Source organism: Specibacter sp. AOP5-B1-6, assembly GCF_052376555.1.
Lineage (GTDB): Bacteria > Actinomycetota > Actinomycetes > Actinomycetales > Micrococcaceae > Specibacter.
On the sequence record NZ_JBQSVT010000001.1, the window covers coordinates 143,486 to 168,617 of the forward strand.

The following is a 25,132-nucleotide window of genomic DNA, read 5'->3' on the forward strand; positions in this document are numbered from 1 at the left end:
CTCCCCCAATCCGCTTCCGGCGGCAACCCTCCCGGCCCGGGAATCTGCCCCGTCCCGGCATCTCCGGGGGGCCGCCCCGGGCCCCGCCAGTCACCCATCGCGGCCACCACAGTGAAAAAGCTCACAGCAGTCAGCTGGCCGTGAGCGTGCAACGGATGGTCAAAATATTGCTAAACTGACTGGTCAGTACAAAGAATTGAATGTGGCTGGATCCCCGTCCCGGACGAGACATGAACCGTTTCCGGGCGGCCCGGCCACTGATCACCACCAGAGAAGGAACCACTGTGCAGATCCATGCCAACAACCTTGCGCTGTCAGCAGGCCGCGGCCCTGTTTACGGCCCGCTGACCTTCGAATTGGGCAGCGGGCTGAGCGTGCTGCGGGGCGACGCCGGCAGCGGCCGAACCTCCTTGCTGCTCACCTTGGCCGGCCGCATGAAGCACGACGCCGGCACCCTCACCGTGGGCGGGCACGAACTCCCCCGCAACCTCCGTGCCGTGCAAAAGATCAGCGCCGTGGCCGGTTTCGCCGGCATCGACGACCTGGAAGAGTCCGTCACGGTTGGCGCCGCACTCCGCGAACGCCGCGCCTGGCTGTCGCCGTGGTGGGCCATCGTGCACAAGCTCAGCGACACGGACGTGGCCGACATTTGCGCCCCGGTCTTTGGCGCTGAGCCGATCCCGGAGGCAAACACCGTCATCTGGGACCTGACCGACACGCAAATGTTCCTGCTCCGCATCGCACTGGCCATGATGGCCAAACCGCAAGCGCTGTTTGTCGATGACGTGGAACAGATCCGCAGCACCGACTCCCGCACCGTCATTTGGGACCGCCTGGCCTGGCTTGCCGCCGGGGAAACAAGCGTGGTGGTGTCGGCGTCGTCGTTGGATGTTGGGCTGTGGGCGGGCCTGGGCATCGAGCCTCGCACCATCGACCTCGGCAGCCATGCGGGCACCGGCGACCCGGATGACTCGGACGGCGCGGATGCCTCCGATGGCACGGACGGCATCGAAGGCTCGGACGGCACCGAAGGCCTGGCCGGAGCAGAACCAGGGGCTGCACAGACAGCAACAGCACAGCACGAATTGATCGAGGAGACCGTTTAATGTTTGCCTTTTTATCCTCCGGCACCGAACTGAGCCGCTTCAAGCGCGGCAAGCTGCCCAAGATTGCCGTTGCGGTGATGTTGTTCATCCCGCTGATTTACGGCGCCCTGTACCTCTGGGCGTTTCAGGCCCCGGACAAGCACATGAACGAGCTGCCCGTCGCCCTCGTCAACGAGGATGCGGGCGCTGTCAACGGCGGTGAGCCGGTGCATGCCGGCGATGACCTGGCCTCCGAGCTGATGGCCGGCATGGACATGAAGTGGGAGCAGACCGACGCCGCAGCCGCAGCAGATGGCGTGGCCGACGGGACCTACTATTTCGCCCTGACCATCCCGGACAACTTCTCGGAAAACGCCGTCTCGGTCGGCACCGACACCCCGGCGCAGACCATGCTTGACGTCCAGTTCAACGATTCAAACAACTTCCTCTCCAGCGTGTTGGGCAAGCAGGCCATGGCCCAGGTCCGCGACGCCGTCTCCAGCCAGTTGGGCGAACAGGCCTCCTCCGCCCTTCTCGTTGGCTTGCACGACGCCGGGGATGGACTCCGCGCCGCTGCGGACGGTTCCGCCAAGGTCACGTCGGGCATCGACAGCGCCAAGGACGGCGCCGGCCAACTCGTGGTTGGCATGCAGGACCTTGCCTCCGGTTCGGTAACCCTCAAGGACGGCGCATTTCGGCTGGCCGACGGGGCCACCAGCCTGTCCACCGGCGTCACCACCCTGGCCGGCGGGGCCGCAACCCTCAATGACGGCGCCTCGGCCCTGTCCACCGGCGCCGGCTCCCTGGCGGGCGGCGTGGCTGAACTAAACACCGGCGCGGCATCCCTCGCCGCCGGCAGCAGCACGCTTGCCGACGGCAGCTCCGAGCTGGCAACCTCCCTCGCCAACTCAATCCCCGACGCACAAAAGCTTGACGACGGCGCCGCGGCACTGTCCACCAGCGCAGGCACCCTCGCGGAGAGCGCAGCAACAATTTCAGGCTCCGCAGCCACACTGGCCGGCAGTGCCGGGGATGTGGCCGCCGGCGCCAGCCAAACCGAAGCCCAGCTCGCCAAGCTCATTGCCGGCGCCGAAAGCCTGCCGGCAGGAACACCTGCCAGCGCCCTGGTTGACAGCTTGAAACAGCTCCAGCAGGAGGCAGTGGGGCCGCTGGCAACAGGCGCAGGCCAGCTTGCCGCCGGCGCCCAGCAGCTCTCGACCGACGGCACCACCCCCCTTGCCGACGGCGCAGCACAGCTCTCGGCCGGCGCCGGCGACGTTTCCACCGGTGTCAGCACGCTCACCGCAGGCGTCGGCGATGCCGCCGCCGGGGCAGGAAAGCTCTCCGCGGGAGCAGACGCCCTGAACACCGGCGCAGCAGCCCTGGCCCAGGGCGCCCAAAGCGCAACTGAGGGAGCGGACGGCGTCGCCGCAGGGGCGGCACAGCTCTCCGGCGGGGCGGCACAACTGTCCGCCGGCGCCGACACCGCCAAGGACGGCGCCGCGGCCCTGGCCACCGGCGCCACCACCCTCAGCGGCGGCAGCTCGGACCTCGCGGACGGCACGGGCAAGCTGCTCGCGGGCGGCACCGAACTCTCCACGGGGGCCGACAAGCTCTCCACCGGCAGCCATGAGCTCACCGACAAGCTGAACGACGGCGGCCAGGCGGTCCCCAACGACTCCTCGGCCCTGCTTGACCAAAAGTCGCAGGTGTTGGCCGCACCCGTGGCTGTCAACCAGCAATGGTCCAATGAATCAAAGAGCTTCGGTGAGGGCTTCGCCCCCTTCTTCATCGCCCTGGCAACCTTTGTTGGCGCCTTGATCTCCTGGCTGCTGCTGCGCGCACTGCCCACCCGTGCACTTGCTGCCGGTGCGGGCGGCCTGCGCTCCGTCATGACCGGGCTGCTGCCGGCCCTTGCCATTGGTCTGGGCCAGGTGGTCATCATGGTGGCCGTCCTCCTGTGGGGCCTTGACCTGCAACCGGTGTACCCGGTGGCCATGGCCGCGTTCATCTATCTGACAACTGTGGCGTTCCTGGCGTTGCAGCAAATGTTCATCATCGTGTTTGGCACGGCGGCGGGGCGCGTGGTCAGCCTTGTCCTGCTGATGCTGCAGCTGAGCTCCTCCGGCGGAACCTACCCGGTGGAAACCACACCGGCCTTCTTCCAGGCCCTGCACCCGTACATGCCCGCCACTTACGTTGTGAGTGGACTTAGGGAGTTGATGACTGGTGGAATAGACTCCCGGTTGTGGGTCTCGGTGACATTCCTTGCACTGCTGACTGTGGGCTCCGTGGCCGTCAGCGCCTTCTGTGCCGGCCGCCAGCGGGTGTTCTCCATCAAGAGGCTGCATCCCGAACTGGAGATGTAGCCGCCAGCGCAAGGCTCCCGTCCCGCCGTCGTCCATGTCTTTGCCCGGATCCACCGCCCCAAAAGAAACCTGAGGAACCCCGTGCCCCGCATCTCAGCCACCAAACAAGCCATTCTGGCCGCCGCGCTGGAACTCGGTGCGCTGCACGGGATTTCGGGCACGACCATGGACGAGGTGGCGGAGCGCGCCGGGGTGGCCAAGGGCAGCGTGTATTACAACTTCACCTCCAAGGACAAGTTGTTTGGCGAACTGCTGACGACGGGTGTCAGTTCGCTCGCCGAGACGCTGCGCACGGCGCGGCAGTCGGCCGCGGGCTTTGGCGCCATCGAGGCCATGGTCACCGAGATGCTGACGTTGATTGCCGGCAACCAGCCGCTGGCGAAAATGATGGCGGCAGAGATTTTCCGGACCGACAGGGCCTGGCAGGACGCGGTGTCGGTGCTGCGCCGGGAGGCCGTGGCCGAGATTGGTGCCGCGCTGCTTCCGCTGGTCCCGGCCGGCACCTCCGAGGGCAGCCGGCTGCTGATGGCCGGCGGCATTTTCGGGGCAACGCTCGTGGGCGGGCTGGAATGGCTGCTCTTCAGCCCCGAGGCCCCGGTCGCCGAGGTGTCGGCCGCCATCTTGTTCACGTTCTCGGGGAAGCTCGCCGCCGGCGCCTAGCCCCGCCCACACAACCCCACCCACATCTTCCATCCCACCCAACTGCCTGGGGCGGTGGGGGTCGACGGCGGGACGGCACCTCTTCCCTGCGAAAGGTGCCGTCCCGCCGTCGTACTTTTAGTTCGCGTATTTTTGGCTAGGGGTCACAAGCCCAGGATGCTGGTGGCGATCAGGAAGTAGATGATCAGTCCGGCGGCATCGACAAACGTTGAGATGAACGGGTTGGAGAACACTGCCGGATCCGCCTTGACGGCCTTGCCCAGCAGCGGCATGAGCCCGCCGATGCTGGCCGCCATGGTGCAGACCCCCAGCAGTGTCAGGCCAATGACCAGGCCAATGGGCACGGTGAAGGCCAGCGAGGCGATGACGAAGCCGAGGGTGCCCAGCAACAGGCCCAGGAACGCGCCCACCCGGATTTCGCGGGCAAAGACCTTGAACACGTCGTGCGGGCGGACGTCGCCAAGGGCCAGGGCGCGGGTGATGGTGGTGGCTGCCTGGTTGCCGGTGTTTCCGCCCGTGCCGATCAGCAGCGGGATGAACAGTGAGAGCACCACCTGCTGTTCCAGCGTGGCCTCAAAGGCGCCGATCACCTGGACGGTCAGCGTGGCCCCCAGCGCCAACACCAGCAGCCACACCACCCTGGCCCGGACGATGCTGCCAACGGGGGTGGCCAGGTAGGGGCGGCGCAGGGGCTCGGTGCCGCCGGAGCGTGCCGCATCCTCGGTTTCGGCATCCTCCAGGATCTGCAGGGCATCGTCCACTGTCAAGATGCCGACCAGCCGGTCCTCGGCGTCGACGATGGGAAGCACCAAAATCTTCGCATCGGCACAGTAGCGGGCAGCCTCCTCCGCGTCCTGCGTCGCGGCGAAACTCAACGGCTTCTTCATGATGTCCGCAACCAGCGCGGAATCGTCCGCCCGCAGGACATCTCGCAGGGACACCACACCCACGAGGTGCCGGCCGGTGTCGGTGACGGGAATCGTGTACACGCTTTCCGCATCGTCCAAGTGCAGCCGCACCCTGGCGAAGGTCTCCCCCACGCTCAGGTGCGGATGCGTGGTGACAAATTCGGGGCTCATGTAGCGGCCGACCGCGCCTTGCGGGTAGCCAAGCACGGTGCTTGTGAGCGCCCGTTCCTTCTCGTCAAGTCCTAAAATCAAGCGGTTCGCGACGGATGCCGGCAGCTCATCGAGCAGGGCGACACGGTCATCGGGGCTCAACTCCGCGAAAACCTCGGCAACGTCGGCTTCCTGCAGCCCCGACACCAGGTCTGCCTGCAGGGCGGCGTCCAGGCCTTCAAAGACCTCAATGGCACGGCCCTTGGGCAGGGTGCGGTACGCGACAGCCCGTTCAATGGTGCTCAGGCGTTCCAATTGTTCCAGCGTCTCGGAGACGTTCAGCGGCAGCAGGGCACGTGAAACGGCGGCAAGGTCATGGGAGCTCAGGGCGCGGCCGAGAAGTTCGGCGCTGTCCTCAAACGTCTGGACGGGGTATTTGATCATGGTCCGGTTCCCTCCGGTGAAAGCACACGGGGGCACGCCGCGGCGGGAACCGTGGTGCATGCAGTCAATGTGTGCGGAAAATGGGTGTTGGGTGGTGCTGCAAAACCGCAACCGCACGAACCCAATGCCGGATGGGAACCGCCCCTGAACCCTGAACAAACATTCAGGCTTCTCATCCACGGCGTGGAAACCAAGAGGAACGCAGAAGCATTCCGTGGATCACCACGAGTGTTGGGAATTAAAAGTGGGGGGTTTCCTGCTGGCGCAGGCGAGGCTCGCGCGGTGAGGTAGATCGACTATGTCCGTCATCCATGTGCGGCTCACCTCCATCCATCTACGGCCCAAACGGGCGTATTTACAACCCTTGGGAAGGATTCACAACGAATCCGGGCGTCCCTTTCATCCTAGGCCACCGGGCGGGCCAACCACGAATCAGCGGTCGCTCCCCTGCCCGCCACCCATTGTGTTCTTCGCCCGCAGGCCCTAAGAATGGACTATGACGGTCACGCTGAGGTCCCTGGAAACCGCTGTTCCGCCCACGATCCTTGTTCAGGAGCAGGCCCGGGACGTTTTTGCCGGCCAGCCCGGGCTGACCCGCCTGGGGCAGCGGCTGGTGCGCACCTGCTTCGATTCGGCCGCCATCGACACCCGGCACACGGCGGTCGCCGAAATGAGTCTTGACTTCCACGGCCCGGACCCGATGTTTTACGACGGCGCGACGGGACTGCTGCTGAACCCCGGCACCAAGGCCCGCAACGACCTCTTTGCCGTCCAGGCCACCACCTTGTTCATCGAGGCCGCGGCCAAGGCGCTTGCCGCCTGTGACGGGCTGGCGGCCGCCGACGTCACGCATGTCGTGACCGTCTCATGCACTGGATTTTTCAACCCGGGCCCTGACTACAAGATCGTGCGTGCGTTGGGGCTCAACCCTTCGGTGCAGCGCTACCATCTGGGTTTCATGGGCTGCTACGCGGCATTCCCGGCGCTTCGGGCGGCCAAGGCATTTTGCGAAGCGGACCCGGACGCGGTGGTGCTGGTGGTTTCGGTGGAGTTGTGTTCGCTGCATGTGCGCACCTCAAACGACCCGGACACCATCATGGGATCCTCCCTCTTCGCCGACGGTGCCGCGGCCGCACTGGTGACCGCCCGCGAGCTGCCCGGAACCGCAGCTGTCATTGAGCTTGACCACTTCGAGACGGTCCTGACCCCGGTTGGCGAAGATTCAATGGCGTGGAACATTGGCGACCACGGCTTTGAAATGGTCCTGGACAGCTACGTTCCCAAGATCATCGATGAGCACATTGTGGGTGCGCTGGCGCCGCTGTTCGCCCGCTCGCCGGCCCTGCACGGCCTGCCCTATGGAGAGCTCCGGCACTGGGCCATCCATCCCGGCGGCAGGAGCATTCTGGACAAGGTGCAGGCGAAACTCGAACTCAGCGTCGAGCAGCTCGTCCCCGCAAGGGAGACGCTGCGCAACTATGGGAACATGAGCAGCGCCACGGTGTTGTTTGTCCTCAAACACATCCTGGAGCAGCCCGCCACAGAACTGCGCGAAGGCATCTGCGGGATGGCCTTCGGCCCGGGCTTGACAGTGGAGACGGGGCTTTTCACCAAGTTCAGTCCCGCCGTTGCCGGGGTGCCGGCGGCGGACGGGCGGTCCACCGCCGGCCGGGAGGCGGCCGGCCGGGAGACGCCCGAGGACGCTGCGGACGTGCCGGGCGCCGTTGCCGCGGGCCATGCCTGAGGCGTCCCACGGTCCGCGCCGGCGATTTTTGGCCGTCAGGGACGCCCATGCCGTGGAGGAAATGGACAAGGCCGACTGCGACCCGGCCGTCCTGGCACGCACCTACGCCCAGTTTCCTCTGATCAACAGGGTGGTTTCGCGCTGGCGCAGCGTCTATAAGCAGCTCGTCAAGCCGCTGCTCTCCCCCACGCGCAACACCACGCTGCTGGACATTGGCTGCGGGGGCGGCGACATTGCCGCAGGCCTGGCCCGGTGGGCCGCCCGCGACGGACTGCGGCTGGCCATCACCGCCATCGACCCCGATGCCCGCGCCATAGGCTTCGCCCAGACGAGCCTGAAGCACGCCAACTTGAACCAGTCGAACGCGAACCAGTCCGGCCCAGTGAACCCACCCGTCGAGTTCCGTCGCGCCCACAGCAGCGAGCTGCTCGCCGAAGGGGCCAGCTTCGACGTCGTCATTTCCAACCACATGCTCCACCACCTGAGCCCCGAAGACTTGCAGGGGTTGTTGGCAGATTCCGCGGCCCTCGCCAGGACGACGGTGATTCACAGCGACATCGCCCGCAGCCGCATCGGCTACGCCTTGTTTTCGGCGGGGACGCTGCCGTTCTTTCCGGGATCCTTCATCCGGCGCGACGGCCTGACCTCCATCCGGCGCAGCTACACGGCCGCCGAAATGCGTGCCGTGCTGCCGCCGGGCTGGCATGTCAGGACTGCGCGTCCCTACCGCAATTTGGTGCTCTTCACCCCTAAGGCAGCGCGTGTTTGACGTTGCCATTGTCGGCGCCGGGCCCGTGGGCCTGTACCTTGGCGCGCTGCTGTTGCAGGAGGGACTCACCGTGCGCATCCTGGAACAGCGCACCACGCCCAACCCGCAGTCGCGCGCCATTGGCATTCATCCGCCGGCTCTCTCCGCTCTGGGCCGGGCGGGCGTGGCGGCTGGCATGACGGCCGAGGGTGTGCAGATCAGTCGCGGCATCGCCCGCAGCGCTGGCCGGGAGGTGGCCCGGCTGTCCTTCACGCACCCTTCGGCGCAACACCCATTCGTGCTCACGCTCCCCCAGACCCGCACGGAAGCCCTGTTGGCGGCGCGGGTGCGGGAGCTTGACCCCGCCGCCGTCGTGCGCGGCTTCCATGTGGATTCCATGCACGACGCCGGACCCTTCGTGACGCTCTCCGGCCGCCTCGCCGATGTGGAACAGCAGGAGGTCTGCCAGGCCAGGTTCGTGGTCGGCGCCGACGGGGCGCATTCGGTCCTGCGACGGCTGCTGGGCATTCCCACCAGCGGGCGCGATTACCCCGACACGTACTTGATGGGCGATTTTCCGGACACTGGAACTGACGGCGCTGCGGCGGTGCTGCACCTGGAACCCGGCGGCATCGTGGAGTCGTTTCCGCTGCCCGGCGGGCTGCGCCGGTGGGTGGTTCACACCGATTCGCTACTCGAACACGCCACTGCCGAGGACCTGGCCGGCATTGTCGGGAACCGCACCGGCGTCGTTTTGGAGGCGGGCGCAAACAGCATGCTCAGCGCTTTTGGGGTACGGGTCAGGATGGCGAGGCGCATGGTCGCGGGCCGGGCGGCGTTGGTGGGCGATGCCGCCCATGAAATCAGCCCCATCGGCGGGCAGGGCATGAACCTGGGCTGGCTGGACGCGGCAGCCCTTGCCCCCATCATCGCCGCGGCGCTGCAGGGAAAGCCCACCGGGCTGCGGCTGGAAAATTTCGAGCGCACCCGGATGGCTGCCGCCCGCGCGGCCTCGAGGCAGGCGTGGCTGAACATGGCGCTGGGGCGGGCGGTGCCGCCGTCGTTCCTGGCAATGCGGCACACCGTGCTCAGGCCGGCATTCCGGCTGGCCGCCGTCCAGAAACTTGCCGCCCGCCGCTTCACCATGCAGTAATGGCCGTCAGGCGGGCGCCGCCATGGTCGGCTGGGCGCTGGTCCTGTCCGCGGCCCGCTGTCCCGTGACGCCGGCCAGCACGAAGATGACGAAGGCGACAAGCCCGTGGAACCAGCCGAGTGCGGGCATGTCACCACCAAACATGCCAAGGAAAATCTGGATGATCACGGCGACGAGCACGGCCACGGAAAGCCAGATGGTGGTGCGCGAGCGGGCTATCAGGGCCAGGATGAGCAGGATGATGGAAAGTGCGGGGATGATTTGCATGCCCACAATGGAGTGGAGGGCGAATCCGGCACCGCCAACCTCGGTGTTCTGGTCGAGGGTCTGGCCCTCTGAGAAGACGAGGTGGCCTACCGACATGAGCGCGTAAGCAATGCTGGCGGCCTGGAGGGCGACGAGGATCGCTATCAACCAGGCAACGGTTCTGGTGGCAATTTTCATGGCGCGACGCCTCCCGACGCCGTGGATCCTGCAAGGATCGGCTGGGTTGCCGGTTCGCGGACCCGAGCGAAATCTACTCCCCGCCCCGGCCACCGTCAAGGGGTGGTTTAGCTCCCAGCGGTGGCGTCGACCGTGACGTCTGCATGAGGACCTGATGCGGGCCCCGTGGCCTCCGGCGTTTCAGGTTTCGCACCGGTCTTCGCCGGTGCCGCGGCGCGATGGCCTCCCGTGGCCTTGACCACGGCAACGGCCACCGCCGTCGTCACGGGAATGGCCAGGACCAGGCCGATGGAACCGACGAGAATCCGCACAATCTCCTCGGCCAATTCCACGCCCGTGAGCGCACCGAGCAGGGGCTGGTCGAACAGCGAAACCATGAGCAGCACCGGCAGGGCGCTGCCGGCGTAGGCGAAGGCAATCGTGTAGACGGTGGAAGCGATGTGGTCGCGGCCGACCCGCATTGCCGAGGTGAACAATTCCTTTGTGCTGGTGTGCGGGGCGAGTTCATACATTTCCCACACGGCCGAAGACTGGGTGATGGTCACGTCGTTGAGCACGCCGAGACCGGAAATGACCAGTCCGCACAGGATCATGCCGGACAGTGACATGCCCTGGGTCATGTTCAGCAGCTGGTACGCATTGTGGCCCGAGGTTCCTGTCAGCGCGGCGGCATCCACGGCCCAGGCTGCCAGCCCGGCCGTCACCCCCAGCCCAAACAATGTCCCGAGCAGCGCCGTGGAGGTCCGCGCCGAGAATCCGTGCGCAAAATACAGCACGCCAAACATGATCGCCGAGGAACCCACCAACGCCACGCCGAGCGGCGACTGGCCCTGGGCCAGTGCCGGCAGGATGAACCATGCCAGCACGCCAAACGCCCCCACGAGTCCGACCATGGCGCGCAGCCCGCGCCATCTGGCGACCGCAACGACCACCAGGGCATACAGCGCGGCCAGGAGTCCCATGGGCACTGTGCGCACAAAGTCCATGAACACATAGGTGGGCCCGGCATGGTCCGCGCCGGTGATGGCGGCCAGCCCCGACAGGTTCAGGTAGCTGATGGTGTCCCCGGCCTGGACGCCCCCGGCCTGGACGATGTCGGGGCTGATGAGGACCGGCACCTCGGCCAGGCCCTTGACTTCCGTGAACGCGATGAAACAGCTGGTGCCCGCGCCGCCGCTGTCAGTCAGTGCGCAGTCTTCGGTTGATGTGCGCTGCACGGTTCCGGTGTCAATGCTCGCCCCTGGCGCAGCAGTGTATGGATTGCCGGCGGGCTCCGGCGCCGTGTCGGCCCCGGGCCACATCACCACCATGGCAACCACGGTGAGCACCGCAAGGGGCACAAGGATCCAGCTCAGCAACACCACGGCCCGCCGCCGCATCGCCTTGCGGCGGCGCAGCTCCGGACGGGTGAGGGTCGATTCATCGGTGTGCGAATGCGAATGGCCCATGGGCTGTCAGCAGTCCTTGTGGTTGTGTGCGGTGGCGGGTGCGGCGACAGCTGGCACCGGGCGGGCCCGGCCTCAGTCGCCGGTCACGTCGGTCAGAAGCGCAGCGGCCTGTCGCCGGAAGTGTGCCGAAGGCCAGCAAACGGGCTGAGCCGGCATTTTTTGTAGGCGACGTAAAGGAGACATCTAAGGCCGCCCGCGGCCGTGGTGTCGGATAGTCGCCGTAAAAATGCCGGTCAGCCCGCCGCCGCCGGAGCTACTCCCCGAGGACCAGCGTTTCGGCGCCGCGCACCTTGGCTGCACCCACGGCGATCATGGGATTGACGACGGCGGAGAGGGCCTCCATGGAGTCGTCCAGTTCGATGAGCACCGGGTACTGGTGCGTGATCAAGGCGAGCAGGTCATACACGGCCTGCACCGCCTCGTCGCGTCCCAGCGCCGGCTCAACACCGAGGAACACCTCGGAGGCGGCAGCAGCGACCTCTTCCGAGGTGTCGATGCTGCCCTGCGAGTAGCTGAGTGCAAAGGCCTGGATCTTTCCCTTTTTGCTCGGCGCAACATCGGAGCCGAAGGCGCTGGCCGGTTCGGCCCGCAGCACCAGGGCGCCGTGGGCGCCGGTGAGGTCGTCCAGGAACATGCGCTGAACAACACCGGGGCTCAGCGTTCCGGTGGGGTCCCACTGGTTGACCGACTCATAGTAGCGGCCCACGACGTCGGTCAGTTCAACCGATCCGGTGGCCAGGTCCATCACGCGTGCCTCGGCCTCCGCCTCGGTGCCCTCGCCGAACATGGGCAGCTTCAATGCGCCGGGGCCCACCTCAACAACCCTGTTCCGCTGCAGCACAGCCAGGCCCATCGCCTCGGCGAACTCAGCGCCCGAGGTGCCCGGGGCAGCCTTGGTGCGCAACGCCGTCGTGCTTACCAAACCTGCGGCAAGCGCGCCGTCAGCTTCACGGCGCAGCATGGTCAGCAAGGTGGCGCCAACGCCTGCGCGCTGGTGGTCCTTGGCGACCTCGACGAAGACCCACAACCGGGCCGGGTGCAGCTTGGTGGAGTACACAACGCCAGCGGCGACCGGAATGCCCTGGTCCTCGGCGACAATGGTCCGGCGCCACGGGCCGCTGTCCGATTCCGGCGCCAGCGCGGCACGGAACTGCCCGGCGGGGGCGGACTCGGCGTCTCCCCAAATTTCCAGGAGGGTCAGGTCGTCGCCGTCCTGCCACGGCCGGTACGTCAGTTCAGCCATGCTTAGGCGCCCAAGAGGCGGGTTGCCAGGTAGGACTGCACCTGATCCAGGGGCACGCGCTCCTGGCTCATGGTGTCGCGTTCGCGGATGGTCACGGCGTTGTCTTCGAGGGTGTCGAAGTCAACGGTGATGCAGAACGGGGTGCCGATCTCATCCTGGCGGCGGTAGCGGCGGCCGATGGCGCCGGCGTCGTCGAAGTCGATGTTCCAGTGCTTGCGCAGCGTGTTGGCGAGTTCCTTGGCCTTCGGGGAAAGGTCCTCGTTGCGGCTCAGCGGGAGAACCGCGGCCTTGACCGGGGCCAGACGCGGATCCAGCTTCAGCACGGTGCGCTTGTCCACGCCGCCCTTGGCGTTGGGGGCTTCATCCTCGGTGAACGCATCCACCAGGAACGCCATCATGGAACGGGTCAGGCCGAAGGACGGCTCGATCACGTAGGGGGTGAAGCGCTCGCCCGTGGCCTGGTTGAAGTAGCTCAGGTCCGTGCCGGAGCCCTTCGTGTGCGAGTTCAGGTCGTAGTCGGTGCGGTTGGCGACACCCATGAGCTCGCCCCATTTGGAACCCTGGAAGCCGAAGTTGTATTCAAAGTCGATGGTGTCGGCGGAGTAGTGGGCGCGCTCGTCCTCGGGGACGTCGAAGCGGCGCATGTTCTCTGCGTTGATGCCCAAATCGATGAACCAGTCCCAGCACAGTTCAACCCATTCCTTGAACCACTTCTCGGCGTCTTCGCCGGGCACAAAGAACTCGATTTCCATCTGCTCGAACTCGCGGGTGCGGAAAATGAAGTTTCCGGGTGTGATCTCGTTGCGGAAGGCCTTGCCGATCTGGCCAATGCCGAACGGGGGCTTCTTGCGGGACGTGGTGAGCACGTTGTTGAAGTTCACAAAGATGCCCTGCGCGGTTTCGGGGCGCATGTAGGCCAGGCCGGCCTCACTGTCGACCGGGCCAAGGAACGTCTTCATCAGCCCGGAGAACAGCTGCGGTTCGGTGAACTGGCCCTTGGTTCCGCAGTCGGGGCACACGATCTCTTCCATGCCGTTTTCGGGCTGGCGCTTCTTCTTTGCCACGAACGCCTCGAGGAGGTGGTCCTGGCGGTGGCGCTTGTGGCACTGGATGCACTCGACCAGCGGGTCGGTGAACGTCGCGACGTGGCCCGAGGCCTCCCACACGGCCTTGGGCAGGATGATGGAGGAATCAAGGCCCACCATGTCCTCGCGTCCGCGCACGAATGACTGCCACCACTCGCGCTTGATGTTTTCCTTCAGCTCAACGCCGAGGGGCCCATAGTCCCAGGCCGACCGCGAACCGCCGTAAATCTCACCGGCCTGAAAAACAAAGCCGCGACGTTTCGCGAGTGAAATGACCTGGTCAAGCTTGGATTGGGGCGCCACTGTTTACTCCTATTTATTACGAGGCCGCTGGGTGCGGTCCGTCCGGGGACCAGCCTACCGGTGGGCAGCCGTTGAGCGGGAATTTTGACGCCCGCCTGTGAGAAGCACGACGCCGAACCTGCCCTGCGCTGCCTTGTCCCCTGCCGCCGTGGTCGCTTCGGACCTTGCAAGGGACTGTCAGCGGAGCAGGATGCAGACGGGGCTGCCGAATTCCACTGACTGGACCGGTTCAGAGCCGGGCAGCCCGTTGTCATCCAGATCAAAGACGGCAACATTGTTGGAGAGCTGGTTGGCGACGTAGATCTTGTTGTACCCGTCCTTGGGCGCGGACAGGACGAAGTGGCGGGGCCAGTTTCCGCCGCTGGACACCTCGTGCAGGAAACGCGGCGCGGTGGGTGCCGCAGGCGACTGGATGGTTCCGTCATGCTCGTTGAGGCCGCCTACGTCCAGGACGACTATCGTGTTGGCCCCCCTGACCGCCGCATACAATTTACTGCCGTCCGCACTGAGCTCAATGTGCGACGGGTGAAATTCCTTGGCGCCGGCCACCGCTTCCGGGCTCTCCGCAAGCGGAGACTTGAACAGCCAACGCCAAAAATCATCGGCGCCTCGTGCCTGATTCCCTGCACCAGGCACCTGTGCATCATGTGCCTGCGCATCGCGGGGCGTCCGCTGCAGCACGTGCAGGTACCCGTCCAGTTCCCCGGCCACCAGCAGAAAATCCCCCTTGATGGCTACATGGCGGGGGCCGGTCCCCGGCGGCAGTTGCGCCGATCCCAGCGAGGCAAAACCGCCGTCGGCCAGGGCATATTCGTCAACCCGGTCCGCTCCCAGATCAGCAACCAAGGCCGTTCCCCACGGCGTCGCAGTCACCTGGTGGGCGTGGGATTCGCCCTGCCTGTCGGCAACGGGCCCGCTGCCCGGATGTGAGAGAAGCTGCGGAGGCGTCGCGGTCCCGGGGCCGTTCGCCCGCAGGAGCTCTGCCAGGGGAACTACGGAAACGTTGCCGGAGGAGTAGTTCGCACCCCACACCTCCTCGTCGATGAGCACCACATGGCAGGAGTCGGCCCCGCCGGTGGACACCGTGCCCAGCAGCTCAAGTGTTTGCGGGTCGAGGGCGACGATGTTGCCCTGCGGCAACTCTTCGACGGCCAGCAGCGTCCCGTCGCCCCACGCCATGAACGACGGATTCAAGACACCCGTGCTTTGACGACGACGCTCCCCCACGGCGCCGTCACGGAACAGCTCAAAGCGGACAATCCCCGGCCCGGAGCCGTAGCCTTCCTCGGTGTATCCGCTGACCAGAATGGCGGGCGCATTGGTGTCGGGGCTGGACGTCATCTTTGATCTCCTTGAAAGCGCAAACGGTTGGGCTGTACTTCCACGCTAGTCGTCGCGCGGCCGAATGGCTGTGAATTGCAGGGCCCCGTCCCCAGTGTTACCTCGCCGACGTTCGGCGCCATTCACTTAAGATGCATCAGGTCTGGGGTTTCAAGCTCCACATCCATGGCGAGGCAATGTGCAGTACCTCCAGAATGGTGCGTTCCACGGCAGCGGCATGCCGGATGCCAACGACCCGTCCTTCGTAGGACACCTCGGTACGGCTCAGCAGGCACACCACACGAAGGGTTCGGATCGAATTTGAGGCAAAGGCCGGCACCGGGCCGGACTGGCCACGGAGGAAAGCTTGCCTTATGGGTTCCAGCCATTCAAGAGCATCGGCAAGTGTGAGTTGCGGGTTGGACAGTGTGACGGCGATGGCATAGCCAAGCCTGTCGTCTTCCTGATCGCGCCAAACAATGGGTTCAGGATTCAGCATCCGCTGGGCGGCAAGGTCCAGGACAGCGCGTGGCGACCCATCCCAAGCCCAGCCGAAGGCCGCCAGCGCGTCGGCGCCGTGGGCCACGGCATGGAGCCATCCGCGAACAGGGTCATGGCCACAAACCTCGCGTTCGTTGGCGTACCAGGTGGCAAATCGTAAAAACCACTCCGGCTCCGAGGGCCCGCTGAGGACGATCCGGGCAAGAACCAGGGCGGCAAAACTGCGTGCTTCCACGCGTGGGTGCGAGAAACGGTCCACCAGCAGTGCCCCCAGCATGGTGATTTGCTGCTGTGGAAGGGCCCCGGTGTCCACGAGTTCGCACAGCCTGCCCAGCGACTCGTCGTCCCTGACAGCCGGGTCGGCTGAGGCAAGGTCCTCAAACAGCCCACCGATTTCCAGGCCTGACAGTAGTGTTGCGGTCGGTTCTGACATTTTTTGAAACTAACACCCCACGCGCCGGAAGTACACCATCGATTGCCCCAGCCCCTGAGGTGCAAGGTCATCCAGCGCATAGCTAGGCAATATCAGGTACTATGCAATGCATGGTACCGAATGAGTCCGTCAGCACCAACCTCCGCAAGGGGGTTCTGGAGTACTGCGTGCTCGCCACGATCGGGGGCGGGGAAATGTACGGATTGGACATTGCCAACGGTCTCCAGCAGCGAGGGCTGCTCACCAGCGAGGGGACGTTGTACCCACTGCTGGCACGGCTGCGCCGCAACGGACTGGTGGAAACCAGCTGGCGTGAATCCAGCCAGGGCGCCCCGCGCCGGTATTACACACTGACGGAAACCGGGCGGGAATCACTGGCCGTCTTTGCCAGCGTCTGGGAAACGTTCAGCGCGTCCGTCTCCGACATACTCAGTCCATCAACCGGGGGAACTCCATGACGCACGACATCGAAGAAGCCCAAATTCGCGGCTATTTGGCCGCCTTGGAGGCCAGGCTGGCGCACCTGCCCGCCGACCAGTCCGAGGAAATCCTGTTTGGCGTCCGCGAGCACATTGCGCAGGCCATGGAGCGGGGAGGCCAGTCCACCGACGAAGTCCTGGCCGGCCTGGGCAGTCCGGACGAAATCGCTGGCGGATTGGCCGCGGCGGACGCACCGGTTCGCGGTCCGGTGCAGCAGCTTCCGCCACCGGCCCCGGCGCCGCGCCACCAGTCCTCCACACTCTGGGTGGTTGCAAGCTGCATCCTGCTTCCCTTTGGCGGCTTCCTCGCCGGAATTGGCTGGCTCTTTGGCGTGGCCGGGTTGTGGATGGGCACGCGTTGGAAGAAATGGGAGAAGATCGTGGGCACCGTACTGCTTCCCGGCGGCGTCCTGGGGTCCTTCTACATGATGGCCATTCCCGTCAGGCAAACTGTCACCCGCGGGGACCCTGCGCCGGGTGGGTCTGACCCGGTCATTGATATGTTTCCCATCATCGCCTCGGTGCTGGTCTTCGGCCTGCCTATCCTCGTCGCCACTTACCTGCTGGTGGTCGGTCTGCGTCGCGGACCCGGACAACGGTAAGCGGCCGCCCGTCAGCCACACCACCGGCGATGCGGCACAATTGAGACATGAGTTCACACGAGATCATTGACATCCCCATCCGCGACGACATGATCCGCCTTGGCCAGCTGCTGAAACTTGCCAGCCTGGTCGACGACGGCGTGGAAGCCACCGAGCTCATCAAGAACGGCCTGGTCAAGGTCAACGGTGAAATCGATGAGCGCCGCGGCCGCCAGCTCCACCCCGGCGACACCGTCACGGTCAAAGGCGAGACCGTCCGCATCGCCACCGGCGGCTAGCGGCCCAAAACAGCACCACAGCTTAACCGGACGACGGCGCACCCAAGCCGGGTGCGCCGTCGAACTTTAACGTGCGGCTACTTTGCGTTCACCGCATTCAAAACCTTGTACTGCAGGAACTCCCCCACATGCCCGATTTCCTGGGCGTTGATGCCGTGCAGAATGCCCGTGTACAGCACCTTCGTCAGCTTCACATGCCCGTGCATCCACGTGTTGGTCGCCTCGATGGCAAACTCGGGGATGACGGGATCGGCCTGGTCGCGGCCCCAGAAAACGTCGGGCTTGCGCGCGGCCACGGCGGCGTCGTCGAAGTACGGATCGCCCTCGGCGTCAACCACGAAGCCCGACAGCCCAACGACGGCGGCATAGTTGTCCGGCCGGTGGCGCAGCAGCGAGGTGGCCAGGCACATGCCCTGCGAGAACCCGAGCAGGCTCACGGAGGTGTGGTTGGTGCGCACGCTCTCAAGCCAAAGTTCGACGGCGGACGCGGCCTCCGTCACGGCCGTCACCGCATAGCTCAGATCATTGCGCAGCGGGAACCAGGCGTAACCGGGGCCGGCCTGCAGCGGCGCCCGGACAGAGGCCACCGTGAAGTCTGCAGGGAGCTGGGATGCCAGCGAGAACAGGTCCGCCTCATCGGCGCCATAGCCGTGAAAAATCACCAAAAGAGGTGTTCCGGGACGCTCATTTTCGGGACGTGACCAAAGGACTGTGGGGGTTTCACTCATGCCTCCATCTTTCCATGCATCGGGCCGGGCCCAAAAAACCGGGGTGGCGGAAATGGGTGCCTACCGGGCAGTATGGGTAGGTGAATGATTCTTTGCTACCGCATCCCTGGAACCGCTACGTCGCCATGGGCGACTCTTTTACCGAAGGCATTGGCGACCCGGAACCGAGCAGCCCCGGAGGCAACCGTGGCTGGGCGGACCGTGTGGCGGAGGAGCTCAACCGCGGCTCCGAAGACTTCAAATACGCCAACCTCGCCATCCGCGGCCGCCTTCTGGGCCAGATACTTGGCGAGCAGCTGCAGCCGGCGCTGGAGCTCAAACCAGACCTGATCAGCATTTCGGCCGGCGGCAACGACTTGATCCGCCCCGGCTCTGACCCCGACGCCCTGGCCGAACAACTCGACGTTGCCGTGGGACAGATGACGGCGGCCGGGGCCACCGTGTTGTTGCTCAACGGCCCCGACATCCGCGACACCCCAGTCCTGGGCATGGTCCGTGGGCGGGTGGCGATCTACAACGAAAATCTGCGCACCATCGCCGCCCGGCACGACGCCGTCGTCGGCGACATGTGGTCACTGCGCCAGCTCGGCGACACTCAAATGTGGGCCGGTGACAGACTGCATTTCTCCCCGTTGGGCCATCACACAATTGCGATCATGGTGCTGCAGGCGTTGAACATCAGGCACTCGCTGGTGCCCCTTGAGCCCAAGCCGCTGCCGCCGCAAAAATGGCAGGTGGCCCGGGCCGAAGACCTTGTATGGGCCAGGGAATTCTTGTTCCCCTGGGTGCTTCGTCGGCTGCGGCACCAGTCCTCCGGCGATGGCATCACCGCCAAGCGTCCCACCGCCGGACCGATTTTCGGCCCCCAGCCCTAGCCCGCCGCCAAAGCAACCGATTGTTGCCTGCTTTCACGACTAGGATGGAAGCAGGTGCAGTCAGTTTCGCGCCCTACGAAGAAGAGGTGTGTTGTGCCAGTCATGCTCGGGTCACTTGCAGAGGGCAGTGTCGCTGCGTCTTCTTCCGCGTCATTCAACATTCGGCCGTATTTTGTGCTGGTGTTCATCGCCATCGTGCTCATCAGTTCCTTCGTCAAGGCGGCAGCCCGCAAGAAGCGGGCAGCCCAAGCCAACCCATACGCGCAGACCAACCAGGCTGGCAGGGTTGGGGTTGCCCACCAGCCAACAGCGAATGTCCCGTATGTGGGGACGCTGCTCAATGGGGTTCCGCTGGGCAACTACGACAATTCCCATGGGCACCAGACCACCGGATTCGCCAACGAGCGGATGCAGGCGGAGACGGAGCTCAAGCGCCAGCTTGACGCCTTGGACACCGCCCGCCGCAACGGCCAGGTGACGGCAGACCAGTACGCCGTCCACCGCGAGGCAATCTTCAAGAACTTCTAAACCCCAAGCCAACTGGCCCGCAGTTATGGTTGCTGAATCAGCCTATTTAGGTTGATTCAGAAACCACAACTGTGGGCCAGTTGGCTAAGCGGGCCAAATGCTTAAGGCGTGAAGAAGGACTCCTGCAGCAATCGGCCCACGGCAGCCACTTCGGTGAGGAAGCCGTCGTGGCCAATGCCCGAATCAATCCGGGCAACGTCCACGTCTCCCGGCAGTGCTGCCGCCAAGGCTTCCGACTGGGCCGGAAAATACAGCCTGTCGCTGTTGACCGCCGCCACCAGAAATTCAACGCCGCCCGTCACGGCCAGGGCCTGCTCGAGTGTGCCGCGGCCCCGTGTGACGTCGTGGCTCATGAGCGCCTCGGTGATGGCGATGTAGCTGTTGGCGTCGAACCTGCCCGCCAGTTTGTGGGCCTGGTGGTCCAGATAGCTTTCAATCTGGTACCTGCCCACGGCGTCGGTTCCGAGCCGGCCGTGGCTGATGGTGCCGCCGTCGTCCTGGGCCTTGCGGCCAAAGCGCGACTCCATCTCCGTTTCAGACCGGTAGGTGATGTGGGCAATCCGGCGGGCGAGCCCCAAGCCTGAGATGGGGGCTGCGCCGTCGTAATAGTCCCCGCCGGCAAAGTTCGGGTCCTGGCGGATCGCCAGCACCTGAGCTTGGGCGAAGGCAATTTGCTCGGCGGTGCTGGCCGCGCACGACGCCACCACGGCGCAGCGCTGCACACGACCGGGGTACGTGGCAGCCCACTCCAGCGCCCGCGCGCCGCCCATGGATCCGCCAATGACGGCGTGCCAGGAGCTGACACCAAGGGCGTCGGCCAGGCGCGCCTCGGCGTGGACGGAGTCGCGGATGGTCACGAACGGGAAGCGGGAACCGTACGGCCTGCCGTCCCCGGCAATGCTGGACGGGCCGGTGGTGCCGTAGCAGCCGCCGACGATGTTCGCGCACACAACAAAGTATTTGTCGGTGTCGATCACGGCGCCGGGGCCCACGAGGCCTTCCCACCAGCCGTCTTCCTCGGAATCGCCGCGGCTGACATGGGTGCTTCCGGTGAGGGCGTGCTGGATGAGCACGCCGTTGTCGCCGGCGGCGTTCAGCGTTCCCCAGCTTTCAAAGGCCATGGTCACCGAGGGCAGCACGCCCCCGGCTTCCAGCGGCAGTGCGCCGATGTGAACCGAACGCAGCACCCCGCCGCCCTGGCCAACAGCGGCCGACCAGGAACTGCCGGCCGGCTCGGGTGTGCTGGTTTCAATCTCGGGGGTCACCATGTTGCGCTCCGCTGCCGTCTTTGTCACGCGGCTCATTCAGCTCACGGACGATTTTGCGGCGCGGAACCCGGCTTCAAGGTCGGCGATGATGTCGGCAACATTTTCCAGGCCCACGGACAGCCGCACCAGTCCCGGGCGCACGCCGGCGGCAAGCTGCTGCTCGGGTGAAAGCTGCGCGTGCGTGGTGGACGCCGGGTGGATGACCAGGGATCGCACATCGCCCAGGTTGGCGACGTGGGAGTGCAGCTCCAGGCCGTCAACAAAGCGCTTGCCGGCTTCCGCACCGCCCTTGATGTCAAAGGAGACGATGGCGCCGATGCCCTTGGGCCCGTACTTGCGTCCGCGCTCAAACCAGGGGCTGGAGGGGATTCCTGCGTAGGCCACGGCCTCCACATTTTCATTGCTTTCAAGCCATTCGGCCACTGTCACGGCGTTGCTGACGTGGCGTTCAACGCGCAGGCTCAACGTCTCGATGCCCTGGGCGATGAGGAAGGCGTTGAACGGTGAGATGGCGGAGCCCAGGTCCCGCAGCAGCTGCACGCGGGCCTTGAGGATGTAGGCCAGGTTGGCGCCCAGGGCGCTGCCGACGCCGAGGTCGCGGGCAAACACCAGCCCATTGTAGGTTTCGTCCGGGGTGTTGAAGCCGGGGAACTTCTCCGGGTCGGCAGCGAAGTCAAACTTGCCGCCGTCGACAATCACGCCACCAATGGCGGTGCCGTGCCCGCCCAGGTACTTGGTGGCCGAGTGGATGACAATGTCGGCGCCCCATTCCAGCGGACGGAGCAGGTACGGGGTGGCCAGGGTGTTGTCAACGATCAGCGGCACACCGGCCTCGTGGGCAATGGTGCTGATGTTTTCCAGGTCCAGGACGTCCTGGCGCGGGTTGGACACCGTCTCGCCAAAGAATGCCTTCGTGTTCGGGCGGACGGAGGACCGCCATTCGTCCAGGTTGTCGGGGTCGGACACAAACGTGACCTCGATGCCGAGCCGCTTCAACGTGTGCGCGAGCAGGTTGAACGTGCCGCCGTAGACGCTCGGGCTGGAGACGATGTGGTCCCCGGCCTCGGCCACGTTGAGGATGGCGAAGGTCGTTGCGGCCTGGCCCGAGGCGAGCAGCAGGGCACCGACACCGCCTTCCAGGTTGGCAACGCGCTGCTCCACGGCATCCGTGGTCGGGTTGCCGATGCGGGTGTAGATCGGCTCCAGCTCGGCAAGGGCAAACCGTGCGGCTGCGCTTTCGGCCGACGGGAACACGAACGACGTCGTCTGGTAGATGGGCAGGGCCCGCGCACCGGTGGTGGCGTCCGGCTGCTGGCCTACGTGGATCTGACGGGTTTCAAATGACCAACCGTTACTCATGGATGGAATCCTTCACACTAGAGGCCTGCAACAAAACCCTCCGGCGCAGACTGCACGGAAGGGCCTTGAAATCGATGGCCCGCGCTTGCACCGCAACCGGTCGGTTCGATGCCAGGTCCTCACCCGGGGCACCCCACCGCGGAAGGAGGGTTGCCGGTCAGCAAGCCGGGGCTGTGCGCTGACACTCATGACCTGCATCCAGTGTGGAAGAAACCCCGCAATGCCGCAAGATTGTGACAACTTTATGACTTAAGCGAAGAACTGCTTGATTTTTGGCCCAAAAGGTGGCTTCGGCTGAACAACCGGATGACCGCTTGCCGTTTCGGGGCCATTCCGTCTGGACTGGGCATGCAACTGCGGAGCGGGAAGCAGTTGATGCAGTCAACAACCACGGACGACGCCGGACACGCACCTTCCAGCGCCCGCCCCCTGCCGCCGGGCTGTGGACTTACTTGCCCAGTCCTGCCCGGCGCAGCGCCTCGGCCATGGCGGTGTTGGCCGACGGCGCGGCTGAATTGGCCAACCGAACTGCCGGGTTGGGGCGGCCCTGCGCCCCGGCACCCCGGTTGGAACTCTGGGTGGAGCCCTGGGTGGAGCCCGGCTGCCGGCCCTGCCCTCGTCCGCGCGCATCGGCAGCGCCGCCCTTCGGCGAGGGACGTCCGGAAGTCCGGGAGCCGGCGTCGGGCTTCCCGGGCTGGGAATTTCCCGTCTTGGCACCGGCCCCCACCTCGTCGTCCAGGCGCAGGGTCAGGGAGATGCGCTTGCGTTCGGGCTCCACCTCGAGGACCTTCACACGCACCACCTGGCCGGATTTGACCACTGCATGCGGATCGGACACAAAGGAATTGCTCATGGCCGAGACGTGGACCAGCCCGTCCTGGTGCACGCCAATGTCAACGAAGGCGCCAAACGCCGCCACATTGGAGACCGTTCCTTCCAGGATCATGCCCGGACGCAGATCGGTGATTTTCTCGATGCCGTCGGTGAAGGTGGCGGTTTCAAAGCGGGGGCGGGGGTCGCGGCCGGGCTTTTGCAGCTCGGCAACGATGTCCTGCACCGTCGGCAGGCCGAAACTGCCGTCGACAAATTCGCCCGGGTTAACGGCACCCGCAGCGCCCACTCCCCCGGAGATTTCCGCCGTCGAAGCACCAACGGCGGCCAGGATCTTGCGCGCCACCCCATAAGCCTCCGGGTGGACGCTGGAGGCGTCGAGCGGCTCCGCTCCCCCGGTGATCCGCAGGAACCCGGCGCACTGCTCGAAGGCCTTCGGGCCAAGCCGGGCAACCTTGAGCAGTTCGCGGCGCTTGGTGAAGGGCCCGTGTTCGTTCCTGTGTGCCACGATGTTTTCACTCAACAGCGGGCCGACGCCGGCCACTCTCGCCAGCAGCGCGGGAGAGGCCGTGTTCAGGTCCACGCCCACGGCGTTCACACAGTCCTCCACCACGGCACCCAGGGAACGTTCAAGCTTCGCCGGGGTGAGGTCGTGCTGGTACTGGCCCACACCAATGGACTTGGGGTCGATCTTCACCAACTCGGCCAGCGGATCCTGCAGGCGCCGCGCAATGGACACGGCCCCGCGCAGGGACACATCCATGCCGGGCAGCTCGGCACTCGCCAGTGCGGAGGCGGAATACACCGAGGCCCCGGCCTCGGACACCACCAGCTTCGTGACCTTTTGGCCAGGGCTCACGCGCTTGAGTTCGGCGACCAGTTCGGCCGCCAGTTTGTCGGTTTCCCGGCTGGCCGTGCCGTTGCCGATCGCCACCAGTTCAACGTTGTGTCGTTGCGCCAGGGACACCAGCGTGGCGAGGGCTTCGTTCCAGCGCTTGGCCGGGGCGTGGGGATAGATGGTGTCGGTGGCCGCGACCTTGCCGGTGCCGTCGACAATGGCGACCTTGGTGCCCGTGCGCAGCCCCGGGTCAAGTCCCAGGGTGGCGCGGTTTCCGGCCGGCGCGGCAAGCAGCACATCACGCAGATTGGCGGCAAATACCCGGACCGATTCCTCTTCCGCGCTTTGGAACAACCGCACCCGCAGGTCCACCGAGAGCCGGGTCAGGATGCGGGTGCGCCATGCGAGGCGCGCACTGGTCATGAGCCAGGTGTCGGCCGCACGCCCGGATTCGGCAATGCCCAGGGACTGGGCCACGGCGCTTTCATAGCGGGAACGCGCCTGGGCCTGTGCGTCTGCGTCCCGGGGATCGGCCTCGGCCAAATCCAGTGAGAGCACACCTTCCTTTTCGCCGCGCAGCAACGCCAGCACGCGGTGGCTGGGCAGGGTGTGCGGAGGCTGGGCAAAGTCAAAGTAGTCCTTGAACTTCTCGCCGTCCACGGACTTTCCGGCTTTCGCCGAGGAGCGCAGCCGACCGGTCTTCCAGAGCTTCTCGCGCAGCCCGCCCACGAGCACGGCGTCCTGCCCGGCCCGTTCAATCAAGATGGCGCGGGCGCCGGCCAGTGCGTCGTCGGCGCTGGCCACTCCGCGGGCGTTGTCGACAAAGGCGTCCGCTTCGACGGCGGGGAATCTGGACGGGTCTGCCAACAGCGCATCCAGCAGCGGCTCCAGTCCCGCTTCACGCGCGGCGTCGGCTTTGGTCTTGCGGGTTGATTTGTACGGCAGGTACAGATCTTCCAGGTCGGATTTGGTGGCGGCCGCGTCGATGGAGCGGCGTAACCCGGCCGTCAGCTTGCCCAGGCCGTGGATGGTCTCGAGCACCGCAATCCGGCGGGCCTCAAGCTCGCGCAGGTACCGCAGCCGCTCCTCCAGATCGCGGAGCTGGGCATCGTCCAGGGTCCCCGTGGCTTCTTTTCTGTACCGGGCAATGAAGGGGACGCTGGCGCCGTCGTCCATCAAGGCAATCGCAGCGCGAACCTGGGCCTGGCGGACACCGAGCTCCGCGGCAATGGCGGCACTGATGCGGTCCTCCCGGGCGGCAGGGGTGGGCAGGGACAACGGGGTGTTTCCAGAATCAGTCACCCCTCA

General features: G+C 65.7%; 22 protein-coding genes and 1 riboswitch. Of the genes, 11 read left to right on the plus strand and 11 right to left on the minus strand.

What is annotated here, in order from left to right; all coding sequences use genetic code 11:
• Window positions 1-284 precede the first annotated feature (284 nt).
• The 3 genes from ACT3TS_RS00710 to ACT3TS_RS00720 all read left to right on the plus strand — a co-directional run bounded on the left by ACT3TS_RS00710 (window position 285) and on the right by ACT3TS_RS00720 (window position 4,114).
• Window positions 285-1,106, plus strand: coding sequence for an ATP-binding cassette domain-containing protein (locus ACT3TS_RS00710; protein ID WP_444529565.1), 822 nt, complete (start codon window positions 285-287; stop codon window positions 1,104-1,106).
• Window positions 1,106-3,454: a YhgE/Pip family protein gene (locus tag ACT3TS_RS00715; protein ID WP_444529566.1), complete on the plus strand. Its 2,349-nt coding sequence runs from the start codon at window positions 1,106-1,108 to the stop codon at window positions 3,452-3,454. The genes ACT3TS_RS00710 and ACT3TS_RS00715 overlap by 1 nt, the downstream gene beginning before the upstream one ends.
• A gap of 81 nt (window positions 3,455-3,535) precedes the next feature.
• Window positions 3,536-4,114, plus strand: coding sequence for a TetR/AcrR family transcriptional regulator (locus tag ACT3TS_RS00720; RefSeq protein WP_444529567.1), 579 nt, complete (start codon window positions 3,536-3,538; stop codon window positions 4,112-4,114).
• 143 nt (window positions 4,115-4,257) lie between these two features.
• On the opposite strand, the gene mgtE is transcribed toward ACT3TS_RS00720, so the two are convergent.
• The gene (mgtE, locus tag ACT3TS_RS00725) at window positions 4,258-5,616 is read right to left on the minus strand and encodes a magnesium transporter (RefSeq protein WP_444529568.1); all 1,359 of its coding nucleotides are present in this window, start codon (window positions 5,614-5,616) and stop codon (window positions 4,258-4,260) included.
• Window positions 5,617-6,112: 496 nt separating this feature from the next.
• On the opposite strand from mgtE, the gene ACT3TS_RS00730 reads away from it, so the two are divergent.
• Genes ACT3TS_RS00730 through ACT3TS_RS00740 form a run of 3 tightly spaced genes read left to right on the plus strand, consistent with a single transcriptional unit; the run spans window position 6,113 to window position 9,261 of the window.
• Window positions 6,113-7,360 carry a type III polyketide synthase gene (locus tag ACT3TS_RS00730; RefSeq protein ID WP_444529569.1) on the plus strand — a complete coding sequence of 416 codons (1,248 nt, stop codon included), beginning with the start codon at window positions 6,113-6,115 and terminating at the stop codon, window positions 7,358-7,360.
• A complete protein-coding gene (locus tag ACT3TS_RS00735; RefSeq protein ID WP_444529570.1) occupies window positions 7,353-8,129 on the plus strand; it encodes a class I SAM-dependent methyltransferase in 777 nt (258 codons plus the stop codon). Before ACT3TS_RS00730 ends, ACT3TS_RS00735 begins: the two co-directional genes overlap by 8 nt.
• The gene (locus ACT3TS_RS00740; protein WP_444529571.1) at window positions 8,122-9,261 is read left to right on the plus strand and encodes an FAD-dependent oxidoreductase; all 1,140 of its coding nucleotides are present in this window, start codon (window positions 8,122-8,124) and stop codon (window positions 9,259-9,261) included. The genes ACT3TS_RS00735 and ACT3TS_RS00740 overlap by 8 nt, the downstream gene beginning before the upstream one ends.
• Window positions 9,262-9,267: 6 nt before the next feature.
• On the opposite strand, the gene ACT3TS_RS00745 is transcribed toward ACT3TS_RS00740, so the two are convergent.
• From ACT3TS_RS00745 to ACT3TS_RS00770, 6 genes are all read right to left on the minus strand, one after another.
• Window positions 9,268-9,705: a hypothetical protein gene (locus tag ACT3TS_RS00745; RefSeq protein WP_444529572.1), complete on the minus strand. Its 438-nt coding sequence runs from the start codon at window positions 9,703-9,705 to the stop codon at window positions 9,268-9,270.
• 107 nt (window positions 9,706-9,812) lie between these two features.
• Window positions 9,813-11,153, minus strand: coding sequence for a YibE/F family protein (locus ACT3TS_RS00750; RefSeq protein WP_444529573.1), 1,341 nt, complete (start codon window positions 11,151-11,153; stop codon window positions 9,813-9,815).
• Window positions 11,154-11,406: 253 nt separating this feature from the next.
• Window positions 11,407-12,396, minus strand: coding sequence for a GNAT family N-acetyltransferase (locus ACT3TS_RS00755; protein WP_444529574.1), 990 nt, complete (start codon window positions 12,394-12,396; stop codon window positions 11,407-11,409).
• 2 nt (window positions 12,397-12,398) lie between these two features.
• On the minus strand, window positions 12,399-13,784 hold the full coding sequence (locus tag ACT3TS_RS00760; RefSeq protein WP_444529575.1) for a glycine--tRNA ligase: 1,386 nt from the start codon (window positions 13,782-13,784) through the stop codon (window positions 12,399-12,401).
• A 177-nt stretch (window positions 13,785-13,961) separates the two neighbouring features.
• Window positions 13,962-15,125, minus strand: a complete 1,164-nt coding sequence (locus tag ACT3TS_RS00765) for a lactonase family protein (protein ID WP_444529576.1) — start codon at window positions 15,123-15,125, stop codon at window positions 13,962-13,964.
• A gap of 136 nt (window positions 15,126-15,261) precedes the next feature.
• Entirely contained in the window at window positions 15,262-16,038 is a 777-nt protein-coding gene (locus ACT3TS_RS00770; RefSeq protein WP_444529577.1) for a DUF2785 domain-containing protein, read from the minus strand.
• A 110-nt stretch (window positions 16,039-16,148) separates the two neighbouring features.
• Between ACT3TS_RS00770 and ACT3TS_RS00775 the strand changes: the two genes are divergently transcribed.
• From ACT3TS_RS00775 to ACT3TS_RS00785, 3 genes are read left to right on the plus strand one after another with little or no spacing between them, the layout of a single operon-like run.
• Entirely contained in the window at window positions 16,149-16,496 is a 348-nt protein-coding gene (locus ACT3TS_RS00775; RefSeq protein ID WP_444529578.1) for a PadR family transcriptional regulator, read from the plus strand.
• Window positions 16,493-17,119: a DUF1700 domain-containing protein gene (locus ACT3TS_RS00780; protein WP_444529579.1), complete on the plus strand. Its 627-nt coding sequence runs from the start codon at window positions 16,493-16,495 to the stop codon at window positions 17,117-17,119. Before ACT3TS_RS00775 ends, ACT3TS_RS00780 begins: the two co-directional genes overlap by 4 nt.
• 47 nt (window positions 17,120-17,166) lie before the next feature.
• Window positions 17,167-17,397, plus strand: a complete 231-nt coding sequence (locus tag ACT3TS_RS00785; protein WP_444529580.1) for an RNA-binding S4 domain-containing protein — start codon at window positions 17,167-17,169, stop codon at window positions 17,395-17,397.
• Window positions 17,398-17,474: 77 nt separating this feature from the next.
• On the opposite strand, the gene ACT3TS_RS00790 is transcribed toward ACT3TS_RS00785, so the two are convergent.
• Entirely contained in the window at window positions 17,475-18,125 is a 651-nt protein-coding gene (locus ACT3TS_RS00790; RefSeq protein WP_444529581.1) for an alpha/beta hydrolase, read from the minus strand.
• Window positions 18,126-18,250: 125 nt separating this feature from the next.
• On the opposite strand from ACT3TS_RS00790, the gene ACT3TS_RS00795 reads away from it, so the two are divergent.
• Together ACT3TS_RS00795 and ACT3TS_RS00800 are read left to right on the plus strand one after the other, a co-directional pair.
• Window positions 18,251-19,000 (plus strand): SGNH/GDSL hydrolase family protein, encoded by a 750-nt coding sequence (locus ACT3TS_RS00795; RefSeq protein ID WP_444529638.1) that lies wholly within the window; start codon window positions 18,251-18,253, stop codon window positions 18,998-19,000.
• Window positions 19,001-19,102: 102 nt separating this feature from the next.
• Complete coding sequence (locus ACT3TS_RS00800; RefSeq protein WP_444529582.1) at window positions 19,103-19,528, plus strand: hypothetical protein; 426 nt, start codon at window positions 19,103-19,105, stop codon at window positions 19,526-19,528.
• A gap of 101 nt (window positions 19,529-19,629) precedes the next feature.
• Here the strand turns inward: ACT3TS_RS00800 and metX are convergent, their stop codons facing one another.
• The 3 genes from metX to ACT3TS_RS00815 form a co-directional block, all read right to left on the minus strand.
• Complete coding sequence (gene metX / locus ACT3TS_RS00805; protein WP_444529583.1) at window positions 19,630-20,823, minus strand: homoserine O-acetyltransferase MetX; 1,194 nt, start codon at window positions 20,821-20,823, stop codon at window positions 19,630-19,632.
• Between the two features lie 9 nt (window positions 20,824-20,832).
• A complete protein-coding gene (locus tag ACT3TS_RS00810) occupies window positions 20,833-22,155 on the minus strand; it encodes a bifunctional o-acetylhomoserine/o-acetylserine sulfhydrylase (protein ID WP_444529584.1) in 1,323 nt (440 codons plus the stop codon).
• Between the two features lie 76 nt (window positions 22,156-22,231).
• Window positions 22,232-22,348: riboswitch (SAM riboswitch) on the minus strand.
• A 255-nt stretch (window positions 22,349-22,603) separates the two neighbouring features.
• A complete protein-coding gene (locus ACT3TS_RS00815) occupies window positions 22,604-25,126 on the minus strand; it encodes a Tex family protein (protein ID WP_444529585.1) in 2,523 nt (840 codons plus the stop codon).
• Between the last annotated feature and the right edge of the window lie 6 nt (window positions 25,127-25,132).

Bases quoted from the DNA above. Each gene is read 5' to 3' on its own strand.
- ACT3TS_RS00790 (WP_444529581.1), bottom strand. From the start codon at position 18,125: ATGAGTGAAACCCCCACAGTCCTTTGGTCACGTCCCGAAAATGAGCGT.
- ACT3TS_RS00810 (WP_444529584.1), bottom strand. From the start codon at position 22,155: ATGAGTAACGGTTGGTCATTTGAAACCCGTCAGATCCACGTAGGCCAG.
- ACT3TS_RS00730 (WP_444529569.1), top strand. From the start codon at position 6,113: ATGACGGTCACGCTGAGGTCCCTGGAAACCGCTGTTCCGCCCACGATC.
- ACT3TS_RS00750 (WP_444529573.1), bottom strand. From the start codon at position 11,153: ATGGGCCATTCGCATTCGCACACCGATGAATCGACCCTCACCCGTCCG.
- ACT3TS_RS00735 (WP_444529570.1), top strand. From the start codon at position 7,353: ATGCCTGAGGCGTCCCACGGTCCGCGCCGGCGATTTTTGGCCGTCAGG.
- ACT3TS_RS00775 (WP_444529578.1), top strand. From the start codon at position 16,149: ATGGTACCGAATGAGTCCGTCAGCACCAACCTCCGCAAGGGGGTTCTG.
- ACT3TS_RS00715 (WP_444529566.1), top strand. From the start codon at position 1,106: ATGTTTGCCTTTTTATCCTCCGGCACCGAACTGAGCCGCTTCAAGCGC.
- ACT3TS_RS00780 (WP_444529579.1), top strand. From the start codon at position 16,493: ATGACGCACGACATCGAAGAAGCCCAAATTCGCGGCTATTTGGCCGCC.
- mgtE (WP_444529568.1), bottom strand. From the start codon at position 5,616: ATGATCAAATACCCCGTCCAGACGTTTGAGGACAGCGCCGAACTTCTC.
- ACT3TS_RS00785 (WP_444529580.1), top strand. From the start codon at position 17,167: ATGAGTTCACACGAGATCATTGACATCCCCATCCGCGACGACATGATC.
- ACT3TS_RS00755 (WP_444529574.1), bottom strand. From the start codon at position 12,396: ATGGCTGAACTGACGTACCGGCCGTGGCAGGACGGCGACGACCTGACC.
- ACT3TS_RS00765 (WP_444529576.1), bottom strand. From the start codon at position 15,125: ATGACGTCCAGCCCCGACACCAATGCGCCCGCCATTCTGGTCAGCGGA.
- ACT3TS_RS00800 (WP_444529582.1), top strand. From the start codon at position 19,103: ATGCTCGGGTCACTTGCAGAGGGCAGTGTCGCTGCGTCTTCTTCCGCG.
- ACT3TS_RS00795 (WP_444529638.1), top strand. From the start codon at position 18,251: ATGGGCGACTCTTTTACCGAAGGCATTGGCGACCCGGAACCGAGCAGC.
- ACT3TS_RS00745 (WP_444529572.1), bottom strand. From the start codon at position 9,705: ATGAAAATTGCCACCAGAACCGTTGCCTGGTTGATAGCGATCCTCGTC.
- ACT3TS_RS00770 (WP_444529577.1), bottom strand. From the start codon at position 16,038: ATGTCAGAACCGACCGCAACACTACTGTCAGGCCTGGAAATCGGTGGG.